Source organism: Eubacterium ramulus ATCC 29099 (genome assembly GCF_000469345.1).
In the GTDB taxonomy this organism is placed as follows: domain Bacteria; phylum Bacillota; class Clostridia; order Lachnospirales; family Lachnospiraceae; genus Eubacterium_I; species Eubacterium_I ramulus.
This window is the reverse complement of record NZ_KI271100.1, coordinates 14370-28470: the sequence shown is the minus strand read 5'-3', so window position 1 is coordinate 28470 and position 14101 is coordinate 14370. Positions and strand designations below refer to the sequence as shown.

Below are 14101 nucleotides of genomic sequence, written 5' to 3'. Positions count from 1 at the left end.
GAAGTGGGAGTCTTCTCGACTGAGATAAAACATGGAAGAAACATGCACGCTCGAAATCTATAAAGAATTCTGAGCACACACAAACACAAAAGGAGGATTTTATCATGAGTTATTTATACAAAACAAAAGGCACCTGTTCCACAATGATCGAAGTTGAGCTGGATGGACATATTGTAAAGGATGTCAAATTTACCGGCGGATGCAACGGTAATCTGAAAGCCATCCCAAAACTGGTGCAGGGTCTGACGGTTGAGCAGGTAGAAGAAAAGCTTTCCGGCATCTCCTGTTCCGGACGTCCTACTTCCTGCGGAGATCAGCTGGCAAAAGCCTGTCGTGCTGCCCTGGAAGCACAGAATGCATAGCTGATGCATGACTAATAAAGAAAAAGGATTCGAAGCATCTGTATCTCTGTGTTCCATGTACAGATGCTTTTTCTTTCTCTATCGGCCGCAATTATCTGATAATTCGGCATTGCATCTCACTCATTTCTGCCTATTCTTATTTATTTAAAATATTTTTTCACTTTTCTATTGACATATCATGTTTTATCTGTTATATTGAGTACAACAAATAAAGAACTTACAGTTCTTACAAAATTAAAGAAAGAGAGGTACAGTCCACCGGAAACATAATTTAAACTTCAAAAAACGATACTAAGCATAGGAGGTACGGTCCAATCTACATTTAAATTTTATCTTCATTTATTATAACGAAAGAGGTACAGTCCAATGAAATAGTTATTCGTTTTCCATCAATTTAATTTTTCGAAAACGAGGTATGGTCCAATGAGATAATTATTCATCTTTCATCATTTAAATTTTTGAAAACGAGGTACAGTCCAATGAAATAGTTATTTTCTTTTCATAATTTAAATTCTTGAAACGGAGAACAGACCAATGGACAGGTAAATGAATTAATTTAATCTTAGAATACATAGTTGGAGGTACAGTCCACCAGAGATTAAAGTAATCAGCAGTTTTTCCTGATACCAGAATTGAATACATGACAGATACCATAGTAAATCAAAAAATCAAGGTTCAGATGGCAACGTTCAGATATGAATCGGATTTAAAAGGTCATGATAGAAGGAGATTTGAAAACGTAACGGGAAAGGCTCAAAAGAAAATTGAATCAAAAAATTGTATAACGAGACATATCGAAAGATTAAGGAGGAAAAATCCCTTGGAGAGTATATGTTATTAAGGCTACATTGATATCTGTAAAAACAGTATTGATGTAGCCTTTTCTAGTACAGTGTTTCTGAAATAAGTAGCATATAGAACGCAGGATGTTTTTACAAGTGTGTGATTCCAAAAATGCAGGCGTAGCGGGCTACGCCGAGGCTTTTGGAATTGCGCAATTGTGAAAATAGACAAGTTATATGTGGTACTTATTTAGAAATCGCTGTACTAGTACCGTGTTTCGTAAATAACTGTACCAATGCCTGCTTTTTGCATTTCCTTCCCTCTTCTACTCCCTTTCTGCTCATCTTCAAAAATACTCCTTCTTTTACATCATACACGTTACTGTTCGCAGATCCTCCGGTTACCTTTCCCTGATTTCTATTGACACACTTCTCTTATAGGTGTAATCTAGTATCGAAAACTAGATGTTGTCGTTTTAACAGACAACAAGAAAGGTATACAACTGAAATGAGAGAGATTATTATTTCCACTGAAAGTGGCTCCGATCTTCCGGAAAACCTTGTAAAAAAATACGATATAAAAGTCATTCCCATGCATATCGTCATGGATGGCACTTCCTATGCTGACGGAACCATCAGCGTAGATAAAATTTACGAATACCATAATGAGACAAAAAAAATCCCGACAACTTCTGCGGTAAATGTCGGCGAATACATTGATTTCTTCACACAAATCCGCGAAGAGCATCCGGACTGCGTTATTATGCATCTGGCTTATTCCTCGCTGGCATCTTCTACTTATCAGAATGCAGAGATTGCTATCCGCGAATTTGAGGATATCTATCTGATCGATACAAGAAACGTATCCGGTGGCTGTACGGCACATCTTGCAAAAACATATGAGATCGTTCAGGCGAAAAAAGATACTGTCACCGACTATAAAGCATTGGCTGATGAAATCGAATCCTGGAACAAGAAAGTCTTCTGTTCCTTCATTCCGGGAAATCTGGACTATCTGAAAGCTGGCGGACGAGTGTCCAATGCTGCATACCTGGGTGCTACACTGCTCCGTCTGAAACCACTGATCGAGATCGTGGACGGACAACTTCTTGCCTCCAAGAAATACCGCGGCTCTATTGAAAAATTTGTGGATACCTATATGGAAGAATATCTTGCGAAACATGATGTTTCCAGAAAATGTCTGTATCTGATGTATTCCAAAGGACTTTCCCAGGTTGCCCTTGACCGGATGAAAGAAAATGCAATCCGCTTCGGCTTTGAAAGCTATGAATATGTCATGACCGGATGTGTTATCAGCTGCCATAGCGGTCCGGGAGCAATCGGACTTGCCGGATGTTGTGAATAAGATTTTTTACATGTTTTTTAAAAGATAAATTCCATTCAAAAAATCCCATATTTTTCATCTCGCAGGCTAAAACGCCTTACTCTGATGAAAAATATGGGGTTTTTTCTTTACATTATGGTCATTCTTTTGTAAAGCAGACATTCGCAATCCGCTTTGTCTGCTTTCTCTTTTTACTTATTTGCGAATTTGACAGCCGTACCGTATGCAATGACTTCGGCCGCTCCCTGGATGATAGCTGATGTCGCAAAACGAATATTTACCACTGCGTCTGCACCAAGTCCTTCGGCTTCTTCTACCATACGCTGAATCGCCAGATCTCTTGCTTCGTTCATCATCTCGGTATAGGCTTTCATTTCTCCGCCTACCAGATTTTTGAAGCTTGCACCGATATCTCTGCCAATATTTTTGCACTGAATGGTACTTCCTTTTACCATTCCAAGCATCTCCAGTTCTTTTCCTGATATATAATCTGTGTTTACTAATACCATAAGCCTGTTCCTCCCATTTTTCGCCGCTCCCCATAACCGTGCAAGCACGCTTCTGGCTCACTTACGCTCATTATATCATAGGGTGTATGAAATATGTCATTTTTACTCCAAATTTAATTTATTTTTCAAAAACCATGTCGTCACAAAGAAGAAGATGACACTGTAAATGGCATCGGTGATGCACTGTCCCGCCAGAAGTTTGACATATCCGGCTACGACCATACCTTTTCCTGCATCAGCATGAACTCCGATACCGGCATTATCCACTGCCATGGAACCGTTGAGCATCTCAATCAGATTAAAGTTTGTCAGCGTACCGATAATCGCAATAATAATCAGAATTACGATAAAGGTCAGCACACTGTAAAACACTTTATGTCTCTTTGCAGCAGCACCGATTGCCATAGCCGTATAAACCAGCAGAATGATACGAACAATCTGAATCACCGCAGTTACAATGGTCAGAATGATTTCTCCCGCACTTTCCTGAAAAAATTTGAAGAAATCTCCCCATGGAAGGGAACACCAGTCAAGTGCAAACAGATTTCCACTGCCAGCCACACTGGTCAGCGCAAGTACAAACACAGATACGATCAATGTTATGATACTCAGCAAAACCCAGATCAGAGAACTGATGGTTTTAGATGCAACCAGCATCCATGTAGGAACCGGAAGGGTATGCATCAGATAACCTTCTCCTTTCAGCAGATTTTTATAAAATCGCTGAAGGATCATAACAACCGTCACGATCATCAGTGTCATGATCAATAGTGTATAGATCAGGCCGCTGACTACAACTGCAATTGCATTCCCCTGTGTCGCCTGCCAGATAGTTCCTCTGGCAAGGAATCCAACTATCGCTGCCACGATCAAAACAGCCAGATACAGCACACCCATCAGCCTGCTGGTCGATTTCAACTCATACTTCAATAATTTTCCTAACATCTGAATACCTCCCTGAACAACTCATCTACTGATTTATGTTCTGTTTCACGAATTTCATCCACACTGCGATGAAAAACAATATTGCCCCGATTGATAAATACTGCCTCGTCCAGTACACGCTCAATGTCTGAAATCAAATGTGTAGACATTACGACCAGTGCATCTTCAGAATAATTCCGAATGATAGTATTTAAAATATAATCTCTTGCCGCCGGGTCTACACCGCCGATTGGCTCATCCAGAAAATAGATTTCTGCATTCCAGCTCATCGCCAGTATCAGCTGTACTTTTTCTTTATTACCCTTGGATAATGTTTTTAGCCGGTCTTTCTCCCGTAAATTCAACTGTTTTAACATTTCCTCCGCTTTCTTCCGGTCAAAGTCTGCATAAAAATCGTCAAACATTCCTACCAGTGCTTCCACATTCATCCAGTCCGGCAGATAATTTGCATCCGGCAGATAAGAAACGAATGCTTTTGTCTCCGGCCCCGGTTTCAAACCGTTTAACAAAATTTCTCCGGATGTGGGCTGAAGCAGACCATTTGCCAGTTTGATCAATGTGGTCTTTCCGCTTCCATTCGGTCCAAGTAATCCTACGATTCTGCCACTTTCTAACGTCAGATTCACATCACTCAAAGCCATTACATTTCCATAATCTTTTGTCAGATTCTTACATTCCAGTCTACTGCTCATGACACGCTCCCTCCTTGTCCTCTCGGATCAAATCTATAATTTCCTCTTTTTCAAACCCCATATTTTTCATCTGCTGTAAAAATGTCTGTATGGTTTCCCTTGCTGTCTCACGTTTCATTTTCTGAATTCTCCCTTCATCATCTGTCACAAACCTTCCACTTGTTCTCTGCGAATGAACCAGTCCCATCCGCTCCAGCTCTGCCAGGGCCTTCTGCATTGTATTCGGATTCACCTCCGCCTCACTGGCAAGATCCCGCACCGATGCAAGCTTGCTGCCCGGTGCATAATATCCGGTTGCTATTCTGTTTTGAATAATATCAACCAGCTGAAGATAGATTGATTTGTCATTTACAAAATTCCACGCCATATCCATTCTCCATCCTTTCTTTGTTTCTCTGTGTATCTCTATGCATCGTTTGTATTATTGTACTGTTGTATTACTTGATTAATACAATAATACTTATGAATCATTTTGTCAATAGAAAAAAAGAATTTTTATAATATTGCTATACGGTGCTGTCACTTCTGTGCTATGATATCTTTATTCAACAATGTGGTGGGCATTTGCAATCGGATTCCGCCACTTACTTACGAAAACAGTATTTCAGAAATATAGCCAGTACATCGTTTCGTAAATAGTTATACTGGAATGACACATTTAAAAAATTTCAAGAATACATAAAAATAACATGGAGGGTTTACTCTTATGAGATTAGGAAAATACAAGGGCATTCATATGACACGCCCAAATACGGAAGTGACCAAACACGAAGTCCTGAACGTTTTAAAAAAGAAACAAAAGGAATATGCCGTTGCCACAAACATTGATGACCGCAGTGCACAGGAAGGCGATCAGGTAATCCTTGATTTTCAAGGCATGTATCATGGACAGGACATCCCGCATGGAAACGGTTCTGATTTTGCACTGACCATCGGTGCCAAAGCTTTTTTACCGGAATTTGATGACGCTCTGATTGGAAAAAATATCGGTGATACCTTTGATATCAATGTTACATTCCCGACAGATTACCGCATCAGCACTATGCAGAACCGCTCCGTTGTATTCCACACAACATTAAAAAAAATCCGTCTGATGGACTATCAGCCGATTGATGATGAGTTTGCAAAGGATTTTTCTGAATATACAACACTGAATGAATGGGAAAATGAAATTTTTTCCCATCTGCAGGCTCGGCGAAAAACTTCGGTACAGGAAAAATTGACCCGGGAAGTAATGACAAAAATCATTGCCGATTCTGATATCCCGATTGATGATGACATGAAGGAAGAAATAACACAGATTTATTATGATGACTTTCTGGATGAACTGGAAATGAATCAGATCCCACTGGAACTTTACTGCAAGCGTTCCGGTCATACCGAAGATGAAATCTATGCTGACAAAGAGCAGGAAGCTATTAAAACAATTCAGGCACAGAGTGTACTCCATGCCGTTGCTGCTGCAGAAAAAATCAGCATCACGCAGGAAGAGCTGGCTGAGGAGCTTCGGGCAATTGCAATAGAGGAGGATGAAGATCCGGAGGAATTCGTAGAGACATTGGAAGAGGAAGATGTGGAGAATATCGCCGATCAGCTTACGATGGATAAAACGATGGCCTTCATATTGGACAGCGTGATTTACGATAGGTAGAGAGGAGAGGAACTCAGATGAGTGCTTTGGGCTAAGACGCCCTTCATCACTAATCTGAGTTCTTCTCCTTTTTACGTTGTGAAACACACTGTCTTTATTCCGGCCCCGAGACATGCCTTTCGGCACCAAGCTATGTTTCTTTTCTTTTTACGTTGTAAACCCGCTGTCCATATTCAATGCCTGTATAATTTCTGTCATGCTACCAATACTAGTACAGCGAATATTAATTAAACGCTATATTTGGAGGAATGAACATGAGTAAAAATATGTATACAAATAGAAATACACATGACACGAATTGTCACAGAAATTATGGTGGTCCAAATAAGGATGCTGTTACCACTGGTACGTTTGAGCAGGCAGATAGAACCGATGATTTTGACTATGATTATCTGGGAAAATCTGCTTCTGCCAATGACCAGACTGGTCTGATCCCATCCGGACCACAAAATGATGACGAAATTAAATCTTATCAGGATGTGTTTCCTTTTGCGCCACCGCTGCTGAAAAAGGATAAGGATTCGCTATCATAAATTCAACTTTTCTGGTTGCACTACGTAAATAGCGGGCTCAGAGCAAATTTTTCCTTCCAAGCGATTGTTAGCTGGAAGGAAAAATTTGTCTGAGTCCGCTTTCATAATCTTAAAGTATAGCCATAAATTTTAAGTCACCCTAAACAACTTTGTGATCCAGCCATTTCCGTCTGTGGAACCGGATTGTAAACACAATACTCCGCACGGTCCAATCGGTAAACATTCCGATCCACACTGCGATCGGTCCAAATCCCTGTGCCCGGCAAAGATAGATGCACAGGCTCACTCGGAAGATCCACATGGAACAGGTGGACAAAATCATGGAAAATTTGACATCTCCGGCTGCACGCAGTCCATACGGCGGGATAAATGCCGGAACCCAGACGATTGGTTTTACAATCGTGATTACCGTCATCATATAAAAACACATATCCGCACTGGCTGGTTCCATACCTGCGATCATTGTAATCGGCTTCGTCAATCCCCAGATGATGAGACAGCAGATGATAACAACCACCTCGGACAATACGGCAAGTTTCTTGATATAATACACGGCCTGTTCTTTTTCACCGGCACCGATACACTGACCGACAATGGTCATCAGACCAATTCCAATACCAATTGCTGCAATACCGTTTAAATTCTCTAATATGATCGTCATGGCCTGTGCTGCAATGGCGGTAGTTCCAAGTGTGGACACTGTGGACTGGATTGCCAGTTTACCAAACTGGAACATACCATTTTCAATACCGGACGGGATTCCGACAGAAAGAATGATCAAAATCAGTTTCATATCCGGACGGATACTAAAATAATCACGGATCACAATCTCCTGCTTCGGCACACGCTGACGGCAGATCATAATGATGGACATCAGAATCCGGGAAGCAAGTGTGGAAATTGCCGCACCGGCTACCCCCATATGGAATCCAAAGATCAAAACCGCATTTCCGGCAATATTTACCAGATTACATAATGCAGAAATCGTCATCGGCAGCCTGGAATTTCCCTCAGCCCGGAAAAATGCCGCATTCGCATCAAACAGACCGATAAACGGGAACGACAGAGCTGTGATCAGAAAATAAATCTGTGAATTATCCATAACATCCTGTTCCACATTACCGAAAATCAGCCGCAGCAACGGATGACGAAAGGCTATACATACTGCCATTAATCCAATGGAAATGACTAACATTGACAGCAATACCTGACGGGCTGCCTTATTGCAGGCCTTCACATCTTTTCTGCCCAGATACTGTGAACAGATGATGGCACCTCCGGCGGTCAGTGCGGTGAACACCTGAATGACCAGCACATTAATGGAATCCACCAGAGAAACAGCAGAAATAGCTGCACTTCCAACATTGCTGACCATCATACTGTCCACAGTACCCATCAGAGAATTCAACAACTGTTCCACCATCAGAGGTATCAGCAATACCTTCAGATCGTGATTGGAAAAGAGCAGCTTACCCGCATCTATCTTCTGTTTTTTTGTTCTCAACTCAATCTCACCTTTTCTCCTTCCTCCGGCAGAAAACTGTCAAAAATAAACATATCAAATGTACCGCGGGCAGCTTCCAGCTCGGCCTGACACTTTATCGTCCATGCCGCGGTTTTTACTTTAAATAATTTTCGGCACATCCGAAATCCCCGGATATGTCGGTCTTTGTGATTATACGATATAAAATCCGGTTTTGCACAGAAATTCAACAGCAGATTTGTCAGGAAAAAACGCACAATCTTCGGCATCTTATCCTCGCTGTGAAAGAAATCCATAGACAATTGTCCCCGCAGTACCTTTGGATTATGTCTGCGATACCAGACCAGTGCCAGCGGATTAAAGCATTCCATACAGTAAACACCGCTGTATTGAGATAACATCTCTGCGGCAGCTTCCGTAGTCGCCTTGTAATCATAACCAACTTTGATTTCAACCACAAGCGGTGTTCTGCCCGCAATCAGATCCAGCACAGCAGAAAAAAGCGGTATCTTTTCTGTACTGCCTTTCAAAGAATACTGCTCTAATTCTGCATATGTTAATTCTGTTAATTTCTTATGTATGCCGCACATACGCTTCAGGTCAAAATCGTGAAAAACCACAAGTTTTCCATCTTTGGTAAGCTGCACGTCCAGCTCAATGCCAAAACCTTGATCTACCGCTTTTCGAAATGCTGCCAGACTGTTTTCCGGTGCTTCTGAATGATTATCAAAAAGACCACGATGAGCGATCATTGTATGATCAAAAGCTGCAAAAGACCGTGTTTTTTCTGTTTCCGGTCGAAGCATATATAGACTTAAGCCCAGTAAGCCAAACAGGATTGCGGCAGCAACAAAAAGCCATACCAGTATCATTTCTGTATTTTCCTCCGCATCTGTACATTTCAAGAATGCCCAGGCATTTTTGCTGCGAGATGCACGTCATGCAATGCATGCAAAGCTGGCTATAACTCCAGCCAGCTTATGTTCTTTCACTTGCTCAGACAAATGGCATCTCTTATCTTTTCTATGCCTGCACCTTGTTTAAGAAATGCTCCCATTCCACGACAGCTTTTTCAAACTCTACTTCTATCCAGTAAGTATCTTCCTCTACATCCACAGCGATCTCACAGCAACATGCGCCACCGTTTTTTGCAGGTTTCGGTGTCACTACAAATACTTTTCCATCTTCCTGTATTTTCCGGAAAATCTCTTTAAACTGTTCTTCCGGAATATCCTGATCCGGCACTTCCCGCTGCAGCACATTGTTTGCGTCATAATACTTTGCGCCTTCCAATAAAAATCTTGTAATTACCGGAGATTTGAAACGAAGTTCTGTGTCATCCAGATATCGATCAGTCAGAGTATCATTCGACGGATTGTTATGCTTTGCTGCTACGCCCAGCAGAACCATCGTCATAAGCCCCGGATTTAACTCCATTTTCTTTACTTCCGCATCCTGGAACATAAATTTATCCAGTTCGTTTACACATTTAAACGCCATATCCTATTCTCACTTTCTACTAATTCAGAATCTTTTGCTAATTCAAGTCAAACGCACGTGAAACTTGATGCGTGATTCTGGTCAGTGTAAGCTGACATAGACTAATTATAAGTATAATACACTGTTTTTGCAAGCCTGATTCCATTCGAGTCAAGAATGTCGTTACAGTTCACTCATCATATGTATTCAAATATTGATCATGCTTGCATGAGGAAATATTTGGATACATAATGAGAAGGGAGCGCCTTTTTATGAGCAAAAGTAGCAGCGTAAGCGTTTGCCTTCTTGAACCAAGTTCAAGAAGTATCGCTCGCAAGCGAGCTCTTTTGCGAATGGCGCGTGTGAACAGTAACAGAATGTCCTCTGCATTCCCTGTGCGCTAAAGGATATGTGAAAAAATAGGTGCTACAATAACCGTCAGAATACCTGCAACGGCGATGGATAAACCACCCATTGCCCCTTCGATCTCACCCATTTCCAGTGCTTTTGCAGTACCGATCGCATGTGCGGAAGTACCCAGTCCAACTCCTTTTGCCACCGGATGTGTAACATGGAATAACTTGTATACAAAATCCGCCAGCACATTTCCAACCACACCGGTGATAATAATAACCGCAACGGTAATCGTCACAATACCATTCAGTTCTTCTGACACACCCATACCGATTGCTGTTGTGATAGACTTCGGCAGCAATGTCACAAACATATCATGCTCCAGATGGAAGATCAGGCACAATACCAGAATACAGACAGCACTGGTCAGGACACCTGAGATAATACCACCCATAATGGCTTTCCAGTTCTTCTTCAGCAGTTCCATCTGCTCGTACAGCGGAATTGCCAGACATACGGTGGCCGGTGTCAGCAGATAACTTAAAAGCTGTGCACCATCATTATATGTATCATAATCAATATGGAACCCTACCAGGATCAAAATAATGATCACGATAGAAATCAGTAACGGATTTAACAATGCAAATTTAAATTTCTTTTTCAGCAATACTCCGACTTCATATGCAAGGATACTCACCAGTACGCCGAAAAACATAGAATTATTCAGAATGTCCTTCATTTTTCTTACGCTCCTCTGCTTCAATCATCGTCTGTGTTACTTTTCCGGAAACACCCATAACTACAATTGTGGATACAAACAAGATCACAATTATCGGAATCAGCACTGGTTTTAATGTATCCCATGCGTTCAGCAGACCGACACCTGCCGGAATAAACATCATCGGCATGATCTCGATCAGAAATTTTCCCGCATCCTGAACCGCTTCCACCTTCAGCACTTTCGTTTCCAGCAGGACAAACATCAGCACAAGTCCGTAAATACTTGCCGGAATCGGCAGCGGCAATACATATTTCAATGCCTCTCCTATAAAAGAAATAAAAAGAATAATGACAAATTGACGAATATACTTCATAATAACGCCTCTTTTCCCTGGTCAAAAAGTCTACATTTTACGATAACATTTTTCCTAAAAATGCAATTCAGTTTCCCATTCATTATAGCAGAATTCAAATATTTTTCAATACATTGGTGCTACCAATTCCAAAAAAATATATAAAGCGTTCATTCGCGTGTGCGATTCCGTATGGCTGTTCCTGCTGCCCATATTCCAAACAATATTACAGACAGCAGACTTGCCATAATCCCATACCGTTGTCCCGGCGGTTCAAACTGCAGATCCACCGTGTGTGTACCGGCAGTTACTTTCGCACCGGCAAAAGCAGTATTCACTTTTTCCAGTTTTGTCACCTTTCCATCCACATACAGCTTCAGTCCGTTTTGCATTGGAATAGAAGTAACGAAATAACCATCTTCTCCTGCAGTAATTGCACAACTGAGTACACTGTTTTTGTTCCATTGTTCTTCCGGAAGCAGCGTCGCAGACTGCACCTGCTTTTTCTGAAACAATGTTGTCGGAAAACGATAGCACGCGATGTCAGTCAGGTCATAAGTTCCGGCAGACAGCTTCAAAGAAATATATTTATCCCTGCCTTTTTCCTTTAACATATAAGAAAAGACATTATTTTCATTTGGATACGGTGCATCCAGACCGGATAACTTATTTCGCCTTCCATTTGCTGAAATGACCACCGGATCCGCTGTATGATTTTCTACCTGAAATCGGAAATACAGTGTTCCGTTTTTCATATCCGGATCCAGCGGAATCCGGAGCACACCGCTCTCTGTAGCTGTGATCCGATAGCCGTTCTTCACCGGTGTGACCTGAATCTGCTTATCACGGCTGACTTCCTCTGCATCCAGCCCCGGCAGTGCAATTTCATCCATCTCAGATACTTTCACCGTTTTCTGTCTATCATTTTCCACCACGGTATATCGGCTCAATGCTGTCATTTTCTCCATATCGTCCAGGGATGCAAACTGTTTATCCGAAATGCAGTCCGCTGTAGTATAGGCAATTGGCAGTACATCCGTATTTTCCGCAATGACATATCTGCCCTTCTGCTGCAAAATGGAATAGCCCGAAGGCATCTTATTCTCCGTAGTCAGGATATAGCGTTCTCCCATCAGCTGTGCAAACAGCGGGTTCCGCTCTTCCAATAATGCTGTCCGGTTATTAATCTGAATCGGCATTTTCACTACATTGTAGTAGAAATTCTGATACAGCGGATTTGTGACAGAAGAATACATATTCGCACTCTGCTGACCATAAAACAGCAACGCATTGCACTCTTTCTTCGTATCCGTCAGTTTGTCGCAACGATACAGCCGGTTTCCACAAAAAGCCTGTAATTCTTCCTCTGTAAATTGCTCTGATTCCGTGTCAGTATCTGTATCCGAAACTGCACCGTTTTCCGTACCGGTATGCCAAACGACACCCGCGCCCAGACTTTGATCGGTATCCGTGCTCATTGTCTGCTCTGTATTTACACCGGATGCCTGACTGGCTTCTGCATTTGGGATTCCCTGCCAGCCTTCCATAGCCGCCGCCCCCAGATAAATGAAAAAGGGCATGACAAACAGACCGATATAGCGAAACATTCCTGTCCCGTACAGACTCTGCCGCTCTTCTTCTTCCTCCGTCAGATGCGCATGTTTTCGCAAAATCAGATCCACCAGGACAATGGTCAGCAGAATCGCTCCATCCAGTGTTACCCAGGCAAACCATTCCTGGTTCCGCTGGGTCAGCATTATAACAGCAAAAATCAAAAGCGGCCACAGACGCCACTGCGTCTCACCCTTCCGGATTTTCTGAAACACCTGCATACAATAATAAATGACCACCGGTACAAAAGGCATCAAAATCTTTCCTCTTGCATACAAAGTTGCATTCAGCACATAAGACGCAACGCCAAAAAGGCTTCCCACTAAAAGCAGAGCGCACTGCCAGCGCACTTCCCTCACCCGCAGTCCAAGCACCAGCAGATACAGGCACAGCAGCGTCAGCCCAAGACCATAAGGATCATACAACAGGTTTTTAATATTCGGCATCACCAGATCCACCCATGTGGTAGCTTTTTCTCCACTGTGCTTATGCTCCAGAATCGTCATGAATGTCGGAAGAAGCAGCAGCATTGCCATTCCAAGCGACAGGATAACACTGGTAACACCCTGAAACAACAGGTGTCTGCGTCCCCTGACATCTTCCTTGCGGAGCATTCCCACTGCAAACCAGCCGATCACTGCCAGACAGGCTATAGCATAATAGAAGCTGTGCAGATAAATCAGCGTCAGGCTGATGCTCATCAGTGCAAATCTGCGTTTTTCCAGGAAAATCAATGCCAGCAATAAAAACGGCATATAATTTACAAACATGATCTGCCGGTGTGTCTGGAAAAAACAGCCGGCCAGCAAAAAAAGCATACTTCCAAAGAAGGCAGCATACGGTGTCATTCCCTTCATTCTGAGCCAGAGCTGCATCAGGAGTACCGCCGCCAGATAGCTGCTCAGTGCATAGACCGGGATCAATACTGTCATAGGAATCTGTGGAAACAGACAGCCTATGATAATATCCGGGCGGTAATAGCCATAATACGCAAACTGAAATCCATTGCTTCCGCCTCCGAGGGAAATCCAGGACGGCGCCAGTGTCCGCTCCTGCATGCACACGTTTCGAATTGTCTCTGCCAGCGTCACATGCTGATTGTACCAGTCCGTAGTAGAACCATAAAAGCACCCATCCGGCCAGACCAGACGAATCAGCAGTACAAAGACCGCCACCAGAATTCCGGTAAAGATCATTGTCTGCAATTTTTCTATTTTTTTATCTTCACTTTGTTTCATCATTCTCACATACCTCACCCGTCACACACATTTAAAACAAATCG

The 14101-nt window shown here is 42.4% G+C and carries 14 protein-coding genes; 4 read left to right on the top strand and 10 right to left on the bottom strand.

Annotated elements, in window-relative coordinates:
• Nucleotides 1-104 precede the first annotated feature (104 nt).
• Together HMPREF0373_RS04300 and HMPREF0373_RS04295 are read left to right on the top strand one after the other, a co-directional pair.
• Nucleotides 105-362: a TIGR03905 family TSCPD domain-containing protein gene (locus HMPREF0373_RS04300; protein WP_022035578.1), complete on the top strand. Its 258-nt coding sequence runs from the start codon at nucleotides 105-107 to the stop codon at nucleotides 360-362.
• Nucleotides 363-1652: 1290 nt separating this feature from the next.
• Nucleotides 1653-2510, top strand: coding sequence for a DegV family protein (locus tag HMPREF0373_RS04295; protein WP_021738397.1), 858 nt, complete (start codon nucleotides 1653-1655; stop codon nucleotides 2508-2510).
• A 170-nt stretch (nucleotides 2511-2680) separates the two neighbouring features.
• Here HMPREF0373_RS04295 and HMPREF0373_RS04290 read toward each other — a convergent pair whose 3' ends face one another.
• The 4 genes from HMPREF0373_RS04290 to HMPREF0373_RS04275 form a co-directional block, all read right to left on the bottom strand.
• Nucleotides 2681-2998 carry a YbjQ family protein gene (locus HMPREF0373_RS04290; protein WP_044962908.1) on the bottom strand — a complete coding sequence of 106 codons (318 nt, stop codon included), beginning with the start codon at nucleotides 2996-2998 and terminating at the stop codon, nucleotides 2681-2683.
• Nucleotides 2999-3100: 102 nt separating this feature from the next.
• Nucleotides 3101-3943, bottom strand: a complete 843-nt coding sequence (locus HMPREF0373_RS04285) for a hypothetical protein (protein ID WP_021738395.1) — start codon at nucleotides 3941-3943, stop codon at nucleotides 3101-3103.
• Nucleotides 3937-4635 (bottom strand): ABC transporter ATP-binding protein, encoded by a 699-nt coding sequence (locus HMPREF0373_RS04280; RefSeq protein WP_021738394.1) that lies wholly within the window; start codon nucleotides 4633-4635, stop codon nucleotides 3937-3939. Before HMPREF0373_RS04280 ends, HMPREF0373_RS04285 begins: the two co-directional genes overlap by 7 nt.
• A complete protein-coding gene (locus HMPREF0373_RS04275) occupies nucleotides 4625-5002 on the bottom strand; it encodes a GntR family transcriptional regulator (protein ID WP_022035583.1) in 378 nt (125 codons plus the stop codon). The genes HMPREF0373_RS04280 and HMPREF0373_RS04275 overlap by 11 nt, the downstream gene beginning before the upstream one ends.
• Nucleotides 5003-5341: 339 nt before the next feature.
• Here HMPREF0373_RS04275 and tig point away from each other — a divergent pair, with 339 nt between their 5' ends.
• Both tig and HMPREF0373_RS04265 read left to right on the top strand, forming a co-directional pair.
• The gene (tig, locus tag HMPREF0373_RS04270; RefSeq protein WP_021738391.1) at nucleotides 5342-6286 is read left to right on the top strand and encodes a trigger factor; all 945 of its coding nucleotides are present in this window, start codon (nucleotides 5342-5344) and stop codon (nucleotides 6284-6286) included.
• A 254-nt stretch (nucleotides 6287-6540) separates the two neighbouring features.
• Nucleotides 6541-6819: a hypothetical protein gene (locus tag HMPREF0373_RS04265; RefSeq protein ID WP_022035585.1), complete on the top strand. Its 279-nt coding sequence runs from the start codon at nucleotides 6541-6543 to the stop codon at nucleotides 6817-6819.
• A gap of 139 nt (nucleotides 6820-6958) precedes the next feature.
• Here the strand turns inward: HMPREF0373_RS04265 and HMPREF0373_RS04260 are convergent, their stop codons facing one another.
• The 6 genes from HMPREF0373_RS04260 to HMPREF0373_RS04235 all read right to left on the bottom strand — a co-directional run bounded on the left by HMPREF0373_RS04260 (nucleotide 6959) and on the right by HMPREF0373_RS04235 (nucleotide 14060).
• The gene (locus HMPREF0373_RS04260; RefSeq protein WP_021738389.1) at nucleotides 6959-8323 is read right to left on the bottom strand and encodes an MATE family efflux transporter; all 1365 of its coding nucleotides are present in this window, start codon (nucleotides 8321-8323) and stop codon (nucleotides 6959-6961) included.
• Complete coding sequence (locus HMPREF0373_RS04255; protein ID WP_049946810.1) at nucleotides 8320-9174, bottom strand: glycerophosphodiester phosphodiesterase family protein; 855 nt, start codon at nucleotides 9172-9174, stop codon at nucleotides 8320-8322. The genes HMPREF0373_RS04260 and HMPREF0373_RS04255 overlap by 4 nt, the downstream gene beginning before the upstream one ends.
• A gap of 151 nt (nucleotides 9175-9325) precedes the next feature.
• The gene (locus tag HMPREF0373_RS04250) at nucleotides 9326-9802 is read right to left on the bottom strand and encodes a hypothetical protein (protein WP_021738387.1); all 477 of its coding nucleotides are present in this window, start codon (nucleotides 9800-9802) and stop codon (nucleotides 9326-9328) included.
• 379 nt (nucleotides 9803-10181) lie between these two features.
• Entirely contained in the window at nucleotides 10182-10874 is a 693-nt protein-coding gene (locus HMPREF0373_RS04245; RefSeq protein ID WP_021738386.1) for an LrgB family protein, read from the bottom strand.
• Nucleotides 10855-11229: a CidA/LrgA family protein gene (locus tag HMPREF0373_RS04240; protein ID WP_021738385.1), complete on the bottom strand. Its 375-nt coding sequence runs from the start codon at nucleotides 11227-11229 to the stop codon at nucleotides 10855-10857. Before HMPREF0373_RS04240 ends, HMPREF0373_RS04245 begins: the two co-directional genes overlap by 20 nt.
• A gap of 149 nt (nucleotides 11230-11378) precedes the next feature.
• Nucleotides 11379-14060, bottom strand: a complete 2682-nt coding sequence (locus HMPREF0373_RS04235; protein ID WP_021738384.1) for a YfhO family protein — start codon at nucleotides 14058-14060, stop codon at nucleotides 11379-11381.
• Nucleotides 14061-14101 lie beyond the last annotated feature (41 nt).

Bases quoted from the DNA above. Each gene is read 5' to 3' on its own strand.
- HMPREF0373_RS04240 (WP_021738385.1), bottom strand. From the start codon at position 11,229: ATGAAGTATATTCGTCAATTTGTCATTATTCTTTTTATTTCTTTTATA.
- HMPREF0373_RS04265 (WP_022035585.1), top strand. From the start codon at position 6,541: ATGAGTAAAAATATGTATACAAATAGAAATACACATGACACGAATTGT.
- HMPREF0373_RS04235 (WP_021738384.1), bottom strand. From the start codon at position 14,060: ATGATGAAACAAAGTGAAGATAAAAAAATAGAAAAATTGCAGACAATG.
- HMPREF0373_RS04290 (WP_044962908.1), bottom strand. From the start codon at position 2,998: ATGGTATTAGTAAACACAGATTATATATCAGGAAAAGAACTGGAGATG.
- HMPREF0373_RS04285 (WP_021738395.1), bottom strand. From the start codon at position 3,943: ATGTTAGGAAAATTATTGAAGTATGAGTTGAAATCGACCAGCAGGCTG.
- HMPREF0373_RS04295 (WP_021738397.1), top strand. From the start codon at position 1,653: ATGAGAGAGATTATTATTTCCACTGAAAGTGGCTCCGATCTTCCGGAA.
- HMPREF0373_RS04300 (WP_022035578.1), top strand. From the start codon at position 105: ATGAGTTATTTATACAAAACAAAAGGCACCTGTTCCACAATGATCGAA.
- HMPREF0373_RS04280 (WP_021738394.1), bottom strand. From the start codon at position 4,635: ATGAGCAGTAGACTGGAATGTAAGAATCTGACAAAAGATTATGGAAAT.
- tig (WP_021738391.1), top strand. From the start codon at position 5,342: ATGAGATTAGGAAAATACAAGGGCATTCATATGACACGCCCAAATACG.
- HMPREF0373_RS04250 (WP_021738387.1), bottom strand. From the start codon at position 9,802: ATGGCGTTTAAATGTGTAAACGAACTGGATAAATTTATGTTCCAGGAT.
- HMPREF0373_RS04255 (WP_049946810.1), bottom strand. From the start codon at position 9,174: ATGATACTGGTATGGCTTTTTGTTGCTGCCGCAATCCTGTTTGGCTTA.
- HMPREF0373_RS04275 (WP_022035583.1), bottom strand. From the start codon at position 5,002: ATGGCGTGGAATTTTGTAAATGACAAATCAATCTATCTTCAGCTGGTT.
- HMPREF0373_RS04245 (WP_021738386.1), bottom strand. From the start codon at position 10,874: ATGAAGGACATTCTGAATAATTCTATGTTTTTCGGCGTACTGGTGAGT.